General features: G+C 27.1%; 10 protein-coding genes. 9 read left to right on the top strand and 1 reads right to left on the bottom strand.

Annotated features, from left to right (window positions below):
- Positions 1-379: 379 nt before the first annotated feature.
- The 6 genes from HF850_RS11925 (at position 380) to HF850_RS11900 (ending at position 5644) form a co-directional block, all read left to right on the top strand.
- On the top strand, positions 380-829 hold the full coding sequence (locus HF850_RS11925; RefSeq protein ID WP_169105647.1) for a hypothetical protein: 450 nt from the start codon (positions 380-382) through the stop codon (positions 827-829).
- 281 nt (positions 830-1110) lie between these two features.
- Positions 1111-2646 carry a sodium/proline symporter gene (locus tag HF850_RS11920; RefSeq protein WP_169105670.1) on the top strand — a complete coding sequence of 512 codons (1536 nt, stop codon included), beginning with the start codon at positions 1111-1113 and terminating at the stop codon, positions 2644-2646.
- 324 nt (positions 2647-2970) lie between these two features.
- A complete protein-coding gene (locus HF850_RS11915; RefSeq protein ID WP_169105669.1) occupies positions 2971-3834 on the top strand; it encodes a hypothetical protein in 864 nt (287 codons plus the stop codon).
- A gap of 487 nt (positions 3835-4321) precedes the next feature.
- Positions 4322-4555, top strand: a complete 234-nt coding sequence (locus tag HF850_RS11910; RefSeq protein ID WP_169105668.1) for a hypothetical protein — start codon at positions 4322-4324, stop codon at positions 4553-4555.
- A gap of 42 nt (positions 4556-4597) precedes the next feature.
- A complete protein-coding gene (gene rbr, locus HF850_RS11905) occupies positions 4598-5239 on the top strand; it encodes a rubrerythrin (protein ID WP_169105667.1) in 642 nt (213 codons plus the stop codon).
- 27 nt (positions 5240-5266) lie between these two features.
- Positions 5267-5644 carry a desulfoferrodoxin family protein gene (locus tag HF850_RS11900; protein WP_169105666.1) on the top strand — a complete coding sequence of 126 codons (378 nt, stop codon included), beginning with the start codon at positions 5267-5269 and terminating at the stop codon, positions 5642-5644.
- A gap of 192 nt (positions 5645-5836) precedes the next feature.
- Here HF850_RS11900 and HF850_RS16170 read toward each other — a convergent pair whose 3' ends face one another.
- Entirely contained in the window at positions 5837-7084 is a 1248-nt protein-coding gene (locus HF850_RS16170; protein WP_169105665.1) for a GGDEF domain-containing protein, read from the bottom strand.
- A 245-nt stretch (positions 7085-7329) separates the two neighbouring features.
- On the opposite strand from HF850_RS16170, the gene HF850_RS11890 reads away from it, so the two are divergent.
- Genes HF850_RS11890 through HF850_RS11880 form a run of 3 tightly spaced genes read left to right on the top strand, consistent with a single transcriptional unit; the run spans position 7330 to position 14199 of the window.
- Positions 7330-8481 carry a hypothetical protein gene (locus tag HF850_RS11890; RefSeq protein WP_243159481.1) on the top strand — a complete coding sequence of 384 codons (1152 nt, stop codon included), beginning with the start codon at positions 7330-7332 and terminating at the stop codon, positions 8479-8481.
- Positions 8478-11570: a hypothetical protein gene (locus HF850_RS11885; RefSeq protein ID WP_169105663.1), complete on the top strand. Its 3093-nt coding sequence runs from the start codon at positions 8478-8480 to the stop codon at positions 11568-11570. Before HF850_RS11890 ends, HF850_RS11885 begins: the two co-directional genes overlap by 4 nt.
- Entirely contained in the window at positions 11563-14199 is a 2637-nt protein-coding gene (locus tag HF850_RS11880; protein WP_169105662.1) for a DUF3962 domain-containing protein, read from the top strand. Before HF850_RS11885 ends, HF850_RS11880 begins: the two co-directional genes overlap by 8 nt.
- Positions 14200-14363: the final 164 nt, after the last annotated feature.

Genomic DNA, 14363 nt, shown 5'->3' with positions numbered 1-14363 from the left:
ATAAGTGTTTCTAAATTTTTATAATCAATATCATTTTCTATCAATTTATTCACCTCGTTTAGATCATTGCCACAAAAGGTAAATAATATACAAAACAACATTTCTTAAAAACAGCTATGTAAGGAAAAATTTTATATAGTATGCACTGGTGACTATAGAACGTTTAGAAAACTACATTTTTTAGAATGTTTTATAGAATGTTTTATATAGTCCTAGAAAGAGTAATGAGCTATGATAACAACTAAAAAAATAAAGTGAATAATTATTTTATTTATTGCATTATACAAATATTGTAAATTAGGGCGGGATTAGTTAAAATTATATTAAAGTAATTGAAAAAGAGCTATATATAGAGTAGCTCGTAAAGGATGTGTTTTCGATGTTTTCTGTAAGTAAGTTATACGTAAAATATATATTTGTATTAGTAGTAGTTATGGGTGTGAGCATATTTAATGGTTGCAGCAGTATAAGTAATGCTAGTAATATAGATATTTCTAATGTCGTTAAGGAGGCATTCATTACTAAAGATGGTTATTCTGATGAGTTATCTAGGCATATGTCAGAAGAAGTATTTAAGAATGTAAATGTATTTAACACTTATGATGTAGATAATACTGAATATGTTAAACCTGTCAAAATAAATTTCTCATTAAAAGAATTTTCTAGGGAGTCAAAGAATAATAACATTTATGTTACCATGATTTACTCGGTTTTTATGACAGATTCTCAAGATAATAACATAGGCAGTTCAAGCAACATTCCAATAACATTTACTGTTAGTAAAAAGAATAATGATTGGTATATTATTGATGAATGTGAACCAGTTTAGAATGTATTATTAATTTGCTGTAGAATTAAATAACATAAACTTACTTAGATTAAGAATACCATAGAAAATTTTAATATTTTCTATGAAACGTTTAATAAATTGCATATATAAGTTTCCCCTATATCTAATTTGACGCTTTAATGTGGTAAAGTTTTTCTTCTATACATGCATAGTTCGTGATAAAATATAATAAACTAAAATAATGCTAAAAATTATATTTTTTAACATTATTTTAAAGTGTAATTTTATATACGAACTACTTAAAAAGGGGGAATTCAAATATGAATACAGAATCTATTTGGATATTGCTTACCATAATTGCTTACTTGGGGATTGTATTGGCAATTGGTATTTATTATGCTAAGAAAAATGAATCAGCATCTGATTTTTATCTTGGCGGAAGGGGACTTGGGCCTTTAGTAACAGCTATGAGTGCTGAAGCTTCAGATATGTCTAGTTATCTTTTAATGGGACTTCCAGGATTGGCTTATTTATCAGGATTTGCAGATGTTGGATGGACAATTATTGGTCTTGCTGTTGGTACTTATTTAAACTGGCTTTTTACAGCAAGAAGGCTTCGTAGATATACACAGGTTACTAATTCATTTACTTTGCCACAATTTTTCTCTAATAGATTTAGGGATAATAACAATATTTTAGCACTTATATCTGCACTTATTATAATAATTTTCTTTGTTCCTTATACAGCATCAGGATTTGCAGCATGTGGAAAGTTGTTTTCATCATTATTTGGAATGAATTATATGACAGCAATGATTATATCTGCAATTGTTATTGTAGGATATACTGCAACAGGTGGATTTTTAGCTGCATCTACTACTGATTTTATTCAAAGTATAATTATGACATTTGCTATAGTTTTCATTGTAATATTTGCAACTGTTTCTGCTGGAGGAATAGATGCAGTTTTTGAAAATGCAAAAGCTTTACCAGGATATCTTTCATTGACTAATACTTATATACAAGAAACTAATACGTCATCTACATATGGTTTCTTAAAAATTATTTCAACATGTGCATGGGGACTTGGATATTTTGGTATGCCACATATTTTACTTAGATTTATGGCAATCAAAGATGAATCAGGATTAAAGCTTTCACGTAGAGTTGCTTCAGTATGGGCAGCAATAGCTATGTTTGTTGCAGTTTGTATAGGTATTTCAGGAAGAGCATTAACTAGTAATGGATTAATACAATCACTTTCAGGTTCGGATACAGAAACTATAATTATTCGTATTGCAGATGTTATGTCAAACTATGGAGTATTCTTCACTATAATGGCTGGCTTAGTATTGGCTGGAATACTAGCAAGTACTATGTCAACAGCAGATTCTCAATTACTTGCAGCTTCTTCTAGTGTTTCTCAAAACATTTTACAAGAAGTATTGCATTTAAAAATATCACCTAAAACAAGTATGTTAATAGCAAGAATCACTGTTGTTATTATTGCTGTTATAGGTATAGTTATAGCTCAAGATCCTAATAGCTCTGTATTTGAAATTGTTTCATTTGCATGGGCAGGTTTTGGAGCATCATTCGGTCCACTTATATTATGTTCTTTATTTTGGAAGCGTACAAATTTACAGGGAGCAATTGCAGGTATGCTTGCAGGAGGAATTTCAGTATTTGTTTGGAAATATGGAATTGCAACTTTAGGTGGTGCATTTGCAATATATGAACTTTTACCAGCTTTTATTATTGGTATTATAGCAATTATTGTTGTAAGCTTATTAACTAAAGCTCCAAGTAAGGAAATAGTAGAAGAATTTGAAGCTGTTAGAAATATAAAGCTTTAATAAAATAGATAATGTTTTTATCATTTTTTAATTATAAAAATTTAGGTTGAATTGATGTAATAAAAATTAGAATATATATTAAAATTATTGGAGACATTATAAATTTTATAGTGTCTCTATTTTAATTTAATAAAATAAAGAGTATAATAAATATACAAATTATGTAAATTCATACAAAGCAAATGAAAAGTATAAGAGTATAAAAATGGGTTAAAGAATTTCAAATTAAATGTTTTTATAAGAAGTTCATTAGAAAATTAGTTTTAAGATATTTGAAAAATTAAGTTTAACTATCTTGAATAATAAAAAATGTGGTGGGGAAATTTGAATAAAGTAATAGTAACAGTAAGATTTAAACATAACTTTAGTAATAAAGGAAACTTAGCTGGAATAATAGAAGAAGGGGATAAACGTTTAGTTAAAGTTCTTGATATAGAAGAAACTACACATTATAGAATAATAATAAAAGGTTTGGCAGAAATTTTGAAGTTTGTAAGTGATAATTCAGTTGTTAAGGCTTATGTTCAAACCAATATTGGATTTGCTTTATTAAAAAGGATGATAAAAGGTGAGTCAAGTAAAGTTGAAAATTGGTGCAATAAAGATGTTGGTAAAGAATTAGTTGAAGTGGTATTGCAGAAGAATATTAAAATAAGTTTTTCTGAATATAAGTATAATGAGAATATTGATGTACTTAAAGAATTAAATGATTTATGTGAAAATTCTAAAAGCAGCTTTAATTCAAAGAAGTTAACTAATAAAGAAGATAGCAGAGCAAATGGTAAAATATATAACGAAAATAAATTAGCTACAACAGATATAGAGCTTATAGTTAGAGGATATTCTAATAATGCTTCAGATAGCAGAGATGGAATGTATATGAGTATTCTCAAATATAAAAATAATGAGAAGATAATTAAAGAAAAGCTATATGGATTAACTGTTAATCAATGTATACTCACTGGAATAATAGAATCTATTAAGTTACTAAAAAGGCCTTGTAACATTAAATTATATACACATACAAATATTGGCTTGGTTCAATATATTAATAAGAAACAAGGTCCTAATTCTGAATTATTAAAAGAACTATTTGATTTGTTGTATAAATATAATCATTCATTAGAAGAATTTATAGGTCAGTATAGGCAGAAAGAATTAGCTGAGAAAATGAAAAGATGTAAATAGTATAATGTTATGGGAATGGTTATTGGAACATTGGAACAGAAGATATAACAAAGAAAATCGTTGAGTTTTTTTCTGAATTATTTAGATAAAATAGCTGAATTTGCTGATATATTAAAAGGATTATATAATGTAATCAAACAAAATAAAGAAATATTTTAATAATTTTCCTATAAACGAATACTGTGGATGATAATATTTTTTTTTATAATTTATTTTTTGTTTTTTTACTCATTTTGATTATGTTTATTATGGTTTCTACATTATTTATAAATTTTATCTACTTTATTTATTAAAACAGTTTTGTACCATTACAAGCTGTTTTAATGGTCTATTGTATAATTTAAATTCTTTGATATAATAAAAATTAATCAATCGCTTTTATGAAAAGTTTAGCTAAAAAGTGTTTGTTAAGATAGTAATTAAATTCAAAGCAATTAATAAGCTAAACAAAGGCTACTAGCGGATTGACAACTTAATTAGGTTATCAATGGAATATAAACAGTATATTATTAATAATATTTATAAGGTAGTAGTTCATGTAAGCGGTTGTGAAACAATGTGGCTTTATGACTGTTTTGTAAAAGAACAGGTAGAAGAAAAAAAGGAAGCCCATGATATGATTCAAAAGTATGAGCTGTTTGGTAGTGATTCAAAGGTGTTTCATGAGTTGAATCAGCAAATAATTACTATGATTTATACTACTCCTACTTTAATTGTATAGTTCAGTCAAAAATATAAGCCATAAAATTAGGAGGGAAAAACAATGAAGTATGTATGTAAAGTATGTGGATGTGTTTATGAAGGGGATAACCCGCCAAAGGAATGTCCAAAGTGTAACAAGACAGATATTTTTGAAGCTTTAAACAAAAAGAATCCTTATGCAGGAACAAAGACTGAAAAAAATCTATTAGAAGCATTCGCAGGAGAATCACAAGCAAGAAATAAATATACTTTTTTTGCATCAGTTGCTAAGAAAGCTGGTTATGAGCAAATAGCAGCACTTTTCTTGAAGACTGCTGAAAATGAAAAGGCACATGCAAAGCTTTGGTTTAAGGCACTAGGAATGCTTGGAGATACATCTAAGAACTTAGAAGAAGCTGCAAATGGTGAAAACTATGAGTGGACTGATATGTATGTTCGTATGGCAAAAGAAGCAGATGAAGAAGGATTTCATGAACTTGCAGAACAATTCCGTGGAGTTGCAGCTGTTGAGAAAACACATGAAGATAGATATAGAAAGCTTCTTCAAAATATAGAAATGAAAGAAGTATTTAAAAAGAGTGAAGTTAAGATTTGGGAATGCCGTAATTGTGGACATATAGTTGTTGGTATGGAAGCTCCTAAGGTATGTCCAGTATGTAAACATCCTCAATCATTCTTTGAATTACATGTAGAAAATTATTAATCTTTAACAAAATAGGAGGAATAAAAAATGTTATTTTACAAATGCAAAAAGTGTGGAAATTTCATTACATTTTTAACAGAAAAGACTAACGCAACACCAGTTTGTTGTGGAGAAACTATGACAGAAATTGTGGCAAATACAACAGATGCAGCTAAGGAAAAGCACGTTCCTGTAGTTGATTACGAAGGCAATACTGTTAGCATTAAAGTTGGAGCTGTGGAACATCCTATGCTTGAAGAACATTATATCCAGTTCATTATTTTAGAAACTACTAATGGCTATCATAAAAAAGACCTTAAGCCTGGAGATGCACCTTGTGCTGTATTTACACTTGCAGAAGGTGAAAAGCCTTTAGCTGCATATGAAAATTGTAATCTTCATGGATTATGGAAAGCAGAAATTTAAAGGAAAAATTTATAGTTATTAGAACAACTTATAAACATAAGTTATTGCAATAATTAAGCGGAAATCCCATTCCTTAAAGTGTGAGATTTCCGCTTAATTATTGTAAAGAAGAAATATAGCCTAACTGCATTTATTATTTATAGAAGTTATTGTTTTTTTATTTTCAACAAATTTATTATTTGTGTCTTTTTATTATTTTTTTTTGCATATATAATACTTTCGTTTATGCTCATACATATATTCATCAGCTTTTGCTAATAATTCATACAATGAAAATTCAGGATAATCCTTTGATAATGAATATCCCATTGAATAACTCATTACAATACCAGTATTTCTCATATTGTATTTGTTTACCTCAATATTTATATGAGATTCTATCTTTTTCATCAAAGCCATATCAGCATTTTTAACAACAGCAACAAACTCATCACCACCATATCTAGCTACAAATCCCTTATGTTTTATACATACTTTCAGAATTTTTGCAAATTCAGATATTAGAATATCGCCGTAATTATGCCCAAGTGTGTCATTAATATGCTTTAATCCATTTAAATCAAACATAATTATTCCTAATGAATCAGTAATTGTTTCATAGTTAATAAAAAGTTCTTTTAATCGTCTTTTATTATACAATCCAGTTTGAATATCTAAATTTGCTTTTTCATTAATGTTATTTATAGAAATGTATCCTAGAAAAATAGAATAAATTATTAATGACGCTGTTATAATAAAAAGATTATAAGAATTACCTTTAACATAATATGATATAAGATCAATTAAAACTCCTATTATGCATAATGTTATAAATATTAAGCTACTTATCTTTATAGCATTTTTATCTTTTTTAGTTTCATAAACAACTAATACTGCGACTATTATTGAATATATAACAAGCAAAATATGCCAAACAAATAAACTCTCATGTAAATCAAAAAGATTTATCATTTGCATAAATATTAAAGATAAGCATCCACTACAATAAATAATAATAATACATTTCATAAAATTTTCATGTTTTTTTATAAATTGATTTTTAATATTAAATCCTAGTGCTCCTGCTGATATATACATCATTAACATAGAAATATAATATATTATTTTAGAATTATGATAATATAACATTGAAGTGAATTTTATGTCTGTAATCCTCCATATTCCAATGGAAAAAGCGAATATCCCCAAAGAAAATAAAATATTTTTTTTCTTTTTTTCATATCTGTTTATTATTGGACTTACAAAAAATACTATACTAATACAAATAGACATAAATGACAATGCAATTTGTGGTAAATCTTTCTTGAATTGATTATAATAAAAAATAAACTTAGTCCCAGCAAAAAACTCTGGTTGTTTATTTATTATCTGTTTATATAATGGTATAATTTCTACACGTATTTGACTTCCGTTATCTTCCTGATAAATAGGAATAATCACATAAACTTCTCCTAATGTCTTACCTATTTGACTAGTGTTTTGTAAAGTTGATGAAAATAATAAATGCTTAATAAATACATACTTTACAAATAAAATGAAAAGGAATACAATGTATTTGTATTCGCAAAAACTAAACTAAGAACTATGTAAGTATGTAATTATAGGTGAAAAATTTTAATTATAGATAGCTCTGTGTATTTTGCAATACACAGAGCTATTTTTGCTTTGGAGGTGAAATTTTGAAAATGAATGATCAATTTGTAAAAGAATTTGAAGATGCAGTATATCTTGGTGTAATGGGAGTATACAAAAGATTAAAATGTGAAGAGTATATTACGATAGAAAAAGATGATAAGTTTATAAAAACATTAACAAAGGCAACAAGTATTTTTTCATTTATGAATTATAAATATAATTTATATGATAATAGTGGAAAAGAAATATTACCTACAGATGAATCAAAGTTGTTTAACATGTTTCAAAATCCCTTAGAAGATATTATAGAAAGTTTGCCAGAGAATTTTAGAAAAATGCTAGAAGCAAAATCAAATTTATTAGGATTAGAGCCTTTAATAGAGCTAAATGATACATATTCGTGCATATTAACAGAAGAAGGATTTGAGTTTTTAAATTCAAAAATAATAAATGATGCAAAAGATGAGTATAATCAAGAAACTGAATATAAGGGACAGAGGATATATTTAGAATTAATAAAAGGTACACAAGAAGATTATAATGAATGCAGAAATTTTTTGATGAATCCAGATAATGTGATTTTATCGGATAATAAACTTTCTCAGACACCAAAACAAAAAGAATTTATTAAAGCATATAGTGAAATAGTAAGACTTTGTTATGATTCTCAGGAAAGAAAAACACTTTATAGATGTCCGGAATGTGGAATGATTTTAAGAGAATACAAAAAAGGAGTGTTTAGCTGTGTATCTAAGAGGTGCAATAAAAATAATTTTGAAAACAAATATGAAGCAGAATTACCAGATGGTACATTCAGAGTATTAAATGAAGTTGCGGCACATAATATTTATTACCCAGGTCAGCTAGAGATACAAATTAAGAACATTATAGACAAATATGAAGTTAAATATGAAGTATGGCCTGAGAAAGATACATGGGACTTTAAAATAATATTTGAAAATGATGAAGTATGGTTTATTGATGCAAAAGATATAGAAGCACCACATTGGATTATTGAAGATATAAAAACAAAAAAGAATATAAAAGAAAAGATAATATATATAGTTCCCAATGATAAACATAAAAATTATTTAAGAATAATAAATGAACAAATACCAAAAGGATGTGATATAAGTTGTATGAAGCTTAAAGACTTTGAAGAAATTCTTTTGTTTAGAATTGAAGGAAGTGAAAACATATGAACATTTACACTGTTATAAAAAGAGTAAAAGATAATATGGAACTAAGTATGATAGAGCCTAGGGTATTTGTAAGACTTGAAATACTATTTAGATTATGTGAAAAACTCAAAATAAATAAGGATGCAGATGATTTTTATTTATTATTATCAGGATATAACTTAATAATTAAAAATGAATTTGATGAAACTGATTATTTAATAGCAAATGCAAGAATTCTGTTAAAATCATTGAATCAAGCAAAAGTATATCATGATGCATTAGAAATTTATAAAATGCAAGCAAATAAAGAATTTGCAATGTACAATATAGATAAAGAAGGAAAATTAATTAGAAATAATAAGATACCATTAATATATAGAAATAGGATAGATGATTATGATGAACTGCTAATGCAGGAGCCTGAGAAGAGAGAGCATACAATAAATTATGCATTAGATGATACAAAAAAATATGGGGTATTAATTAATAAGGAAGAGATAGAAATTAACCTCCCTAAAAAGATAAAACCTACAAAGATATTAAATGCTAGAAGCAAAAAAGGTGGAAGCATAAGAATAAAGTTAGATGATATTTATAAAGAAGCTGCATTGATAGATAAGAATTTAAAAGGAGAAAAGTACAGGGAAAATGTACTTGAAAATGGTAACATATTGGTTAGAAAAGGTAAGAAAATAGAAAAATGCAGTGAATTTGTAATTGATAAAATAAATAATACAGCAGGACAGGTTGCAGCAGGAAAATCGGTATTGGCTGAATGTATTTCAGTATTATTAGCAAAGAGAGGTTATAGGACTTTATTGATAAAACCTACTGTAGATGATGTATTTAAGCAGATAAATACTCTTGAAGAGTTAGGTATAAAAGCAGCTGCAATAGTTGGAAATTCAAATAGAATTAAACATATAAATGCATTGATGCAAGATAAAAATTTTCTGCCAGAACACATATCCGAAGTACTTCAGGGAGGATGTTTTCTAAATTCATTAATAAAAAGAACTGATATAGTAATAAAAAATGGCAGTGAACCATGCCATAAGATATATGAGTATAGTGAAGATATAAATGATGAAGGCAAGGCAGTATGGTACTTAAATAAATATAATAAATATAAATGCCCATTTTATTATATGTGCCCTAAAACAAAGTATGAAAAGAAGATATATGAAGCAGATGTATTGGTAACTACTATTGAAGGTTTATGTAAATCTAATTTTGGTATTGAAAAACAAAAGGTATTTACTTATGCTTTAGATAATGTAGATTTGATTATTATGGATGAATCTGACAATATAATGTGTAAATTAGATGGGCTTTTATCTCCTTCTATAGGAATAAATGAATATTTGAAAAATAATTCTAAAATTCAAATGAATTTTAGAAGGATGAACCTCAAAGAAAAAACTGAATCAGAGCAGATGGGTGAAATAGTAGATTTATTATCGCGCTTGGAATTTAAGCTGATAAAAATAAATCAGAAGATACAGCAACATAAGACTGGCTTCTCAGAATCATACATGAAGCATTTTACAGCTCTTAGTTTACTTAACAATATTAAGAGTGACCCGAAATTGGCAGAGAAATATAATGAAACCAATAGACTTCCTGATGGTATATGGCAAGCATTGTATGATTTGCTTAAAAAACCTATTAAAACAGGCCAGATAGAAATAATTGATTTAGTTACTGGAGGAAGCGATTTATTTAATGTTATATTAAGTAGGTTGAAAGAATACGTGGTTGACAGTAGAACAAGCAAGACTCTAAAAAGAATCCAAGCAAAAAAAGAAGTGGAGGCCGAATTTGCTACATTAAATTCAAATATGTATAACAAAATACAATTTATTGTAGAAGTGATTGGTTTTGAACAATTATATAGAAAACTTTCAGATGAAATTAGGGACATGGATGAGGTTGACAATGACTTAAGAGATATATTAAGTCAGAATTTTGAAGAGTTGCAGAAAGTTATACCAATGTCTCCAATTGGAAATACATTAGCATTTGAAAAAAAGGAAGATGATTTATATATAACAAAACAATATGGGTTTGGGAGGTCATTAGCTTTAAAATATCCATGGTTTAAATTAAGTACTAAAGGAGAACCATTAGGACCAAATGTTCTATTAATGTCTGGTACTGGATTTATACCAGGTTCTTCAAGATATCACATAAGTGCACCAATTACGAATATTATTGAAGCAGAACCGTATAAAAGAGAGTATCTTTCAAAGACAAAAATGCATATAGCTAGAAGTGAAACTATAGTATCAGGAGTTTCAGATGATTTGAAAAATAAAATGATTGATAAATTAATACGAGAAAATAGGGAGTTATTTATTGATTCAATAGAAAGAAATGATACTATCCTAGGAATTGTAAATAAGTACGAACAGGCTTCAATTTCAAAGAAATGCCTTGATAGTATTTTTGCTAAAAAAGATGATATTTTAGTATCTTCACTAAAGTCAGATGGTGATAGGACATATAGTGAAGATTCTACATTACGAAGTAGGATAGAGCAGTTTGATAAACAAGTACTTATAGCTCCGGCAATTGTAATAGAAAGAGGCTATAACATTGTAGATAATAAGGGAAATTCAAAATTTGACACCATTATGTTTTTGGTAAGACCGATGGTTGATCCAAGAGATTATCTTATTCATGTTCAAAAAGTTAATGGGAAGATAATGTGTAAATATAATGGAATTTCTGGTAGTAAAAATGATTTAGAAATATACAAAAATATTAGAATTAGCGCTTTCGCAGAATACAATAGATTAAGTGAATTTAATATAAAACTAAAATATATGCCTAAAGAAGATAAAAGGGATTTAGTAGCATGTTTCTTTGTTATGTTAAATCAAGTATTTGGAAGGATATGTAGAATAGGTAAAATACCTAAAGAAAAAGTTCCACGAATATATTTTATTGATGGAGCTTTCAAACGCAAAGAAGAAGATGGATTTGATATATTAATAGAATTACAAAAATATTTAGAAGATTTAATGAATGATGAAGAGGATGCAGAAGTAGCTAAGACTTTATATGAACCATTCTACAATGCATTGAAAGGAGCAGATTATGAATAAGGATAAAGAATATATAGTACCAATGATGTTTAAATTGGATGATGAGATATATGCTGATGTATATTTTCTTCCAATGCCTAAATCTTTAAAGGAAAAGTTATTGAATTTGGAGGAAAAATCTAATGCGAAGTTTAATAGATCATATCATTATCTTCCGCTTAATTCTTTGAAAAAATTATTTGTTACTCATTTAGATGGTGTGGTAGATATGAAAGATGTATCTAATAATACAGTAGATGACAGATGGATTGTATCAGATAGAGAAATAAATACAAATTTAGTTATGAATATAATAAGAAGCTGGATTGAAGCATTTTATATTGAAGAAACAGAGCTTGAAAAGAAAAGAAAAAATAATGATGAAGTTAAAGAATATGCTAATAGAATATGCGAAGAATTAAAAGATGTAGATTTTTCTCAAAATGTAAGAAAAGAAAATTTGCTTTTATTTAATAAAGGAAGAAACTATGACAAGGATGGATTTAGAATATTACCTTTACTTGTTGTAAATAACATAATAGGAACAGACATAAGTATTAATGGTCAGAAAACTAAGTTTTATTATTCAGGTAAAAATGAGATTGTTACAAATCCAACAGGTTTAAAAGACATAAATGATAAGGACTATTTTTCGTATGTTGTAAATTTTTCTGTACAGACATTACCACCTAAAAATGAATCATATTTAAATATAAATATATCAATTAGAAGATGGATAAGCAGAAATGAGGAAGAAATCAAACCATTTTTAGATACAGAAAAAACAGTTTATTTGAAAGTAGGAGGAGAAGATAACTATAAACTTCAACCAATGAGAATTAAATATAATTTTCTAAGTAAGAAAATAGACTGGGTACTTTCTGATAAAGAATGTTACTCTGTTTGTTATGACAATAGCAATGATGATAATTTGAATGATCCGGAAGATATTCTAATTAAGCCTCAATTATATATTCAAAAGGCATTAATTCCTTTTGAATATGGTATGGGTAATGCAGGCAAAAAAATAAAGCATAATATGCATGCAGGTGAACCATTTGCAGATTATAAAACAATTTTTATTGATATTATGTCAAAAATTCCATTTAAAATAGAAGAAGAACCATTAGAAGCAATAAAGTTACAATATAATAATGAAAATCCAAAAAGTTATTTTGATGATTATTTTAATATTGAAAATAAAGAGAGGTTTCATCAAGTATTACAATCAGCTTTATTTGAAGAGCAATTAACAGTTGAGATCTGGTATAATGGCGGAAGTGAAAAAATAGTTGAACAGTTAAAGTATTTTCTTAGTAATCATCTTGAAGATACAGCTACAATAATAACAACTCGAGATTTAGGTGAATTTAGTGAATGCCTTGAATTAAAAAATGAGAATAGTAAAAAAAATCTAGAAGGCTTTAATGATCGAATTGATTTGATAGAAAACAATATAGAACATACTAATAAGCCAACTTTGGCTTTTGTAATACTTGCAGGTCCAGGTGAATTTAAGATAAAAGATAGTAATGGAAATGAAAAAAGTGATTCGCGAGTAGATCCAAAGCATGCAATAAGAATAGGATTTGCTCATACAGGAAGATTGACTCAATTTATAACTCCAGAAGCTTTTTATGAAGCGGAAAAGAAAAGATTAAATAAAATAGAAAGATATAAAATTAAAATGAAGGAGTATGAAGAAGGTAAAAGTGAAAAAGAACCTAAATCATTATATAAAAGTGATAATTACAATCAGGTAATAAAAAATACAATTTTAGATGGATACAGACAGTTAGGAATCTTAACTGATGTTTCAAAAAGGAAAATGTTAAAAAATACTGTAGTATCAGGAATATATGTGTGTAATTATATTAACACAAAGAATGGAACTACACTTGAACCATTTGCAATTATGGTTACTTGTGATTTTGAAAAAATGCAGATAAAGGCTTTTGCAAAAATGGAAACTGTAATTGAGTATCCATATTGGAAATTTATACTAGAGTTATCTAATGAAGCATGTAAAAAAGGTAGAAATAGAAGAATAAAAACATCTGGAAATGGTGTTATAAAGTGCTTTGAAAAGCTTATAAAGGATGAAAAAAATCATTTGGTTGTAATTATAGCAGATGGTACATCTAGAAAACTTATTAAAGGAATTTCAAATAGTGAAATTATAAAATATCTAGATGAAGATAAGAAGCAAATCAATGAATTATATATAGATAATTTTGAAGGTGGAATAATAACTACTGATAAATTAAATAATATTTCATTAATTAGAATGCGTGTAAATAACGAAGTACCAGATTATTATCCAGGAAAAAATGAAAAACAAGAGTTTATGAATAAAAGTGGTGTCTATAAGTATGAAGATGTATATTATTCACTTGATACACGAACAGAAAGAGAAAGTCATACTTTAGATGAAAAAGAAAGCAGAGTAATTAATAACAGTGCATTTACTCATAGGAATATAGAAGAGATATATCCAATGTATGTTGGTGATAATTTTAATAATATAGAACATTGTATATTAAATATACATAATTTAAGAAAAGCATCAATTCAATTTGAAACCCAAAAAACAGTATTACCATTACCACTTCACTTAGCAAAGTTGATAATAGATGATTATATTATATAGACTATAGACGTAGCTAAGAGATTTAAACAAATTGCTAAAGTTGTACAATAACTATATGTAAGAGTAGTAAGTATAATTAAATTATATTTACTGCTTTTTTGCGTTGTTGCCAAAAGTGGTAATGCAATAATTTGTATTTGGGATAAATTCAGATATAAAAATAA

Source organism: Clostridium sp. SM-530-WT-3G, assembly GCF_012843905.1.
In the GTDB taxonomy this organism is placed as follows: Bacteria; Bacillota; Clostridia; order Clostridiales; family Clostridiaceae; genus Clostridium.
This window is presented reverse-complemented; position numbering and strand designations above follow the sequence as displayed.

Excerpts from the sequence above, each read along its gene's own strand:
- HF850_RS11900 (WP_169105666.1), top strand. The coding sequence starts at position 5,267 with ATGTTATTTTACAAATGCAAAAAGTGTGGAAATTTCATTACATTTTTA.
- HF850_RS11920 (WP_169105670.1), top strand. The coding sequence starts at position 1,111 with ATGAATACAGAATCTATTTGGATATTGCTTACCATAATTGCTTACTTG.
- HF850_RS11910 (WP_169105668.1), top strand. The coding sequence starts at position 4,322 with ATGGAATATAAACAGTATATTATTAATAATATTTATAAGGTAGTAGTT.
- HF850_RS11890 (WP_243159481.1), top strand. The coding sequence starts at position 7,330 with ATGAATGATCAATTTGTAAAAGAATTTGAAGATGCAGTATATCTTGGT.
- HF850_RS11885 (WP_169105663.1), top strand. The coding sequence starts at position 8,478 with ATGAACATTTACACTGTTATAAAAAGAGTAAAAGATAATATGGAACTA.
- rbr (WP_169105667.1), top strand. The coding sequence starts at position 4,598 with ATGAAGTATGTATGTAAAGTATGTGGATGTGTTTATGAAGGGGATAAC.
- HF850_RS11925 (WP_169105647.1), top strand. The coding sequence starts at position 380 with ATGTTTTCTGTAAGTAAGTTATACGTAAAATATATATTTGTATTAGTA.
- HF850_RS11880 (WP_169105662.1), top strand. The coding sequence starts at position 11,563 with ATGAATAAGGATAAAGAATATATAGTACCAATGATGTTTAAATTGGAT.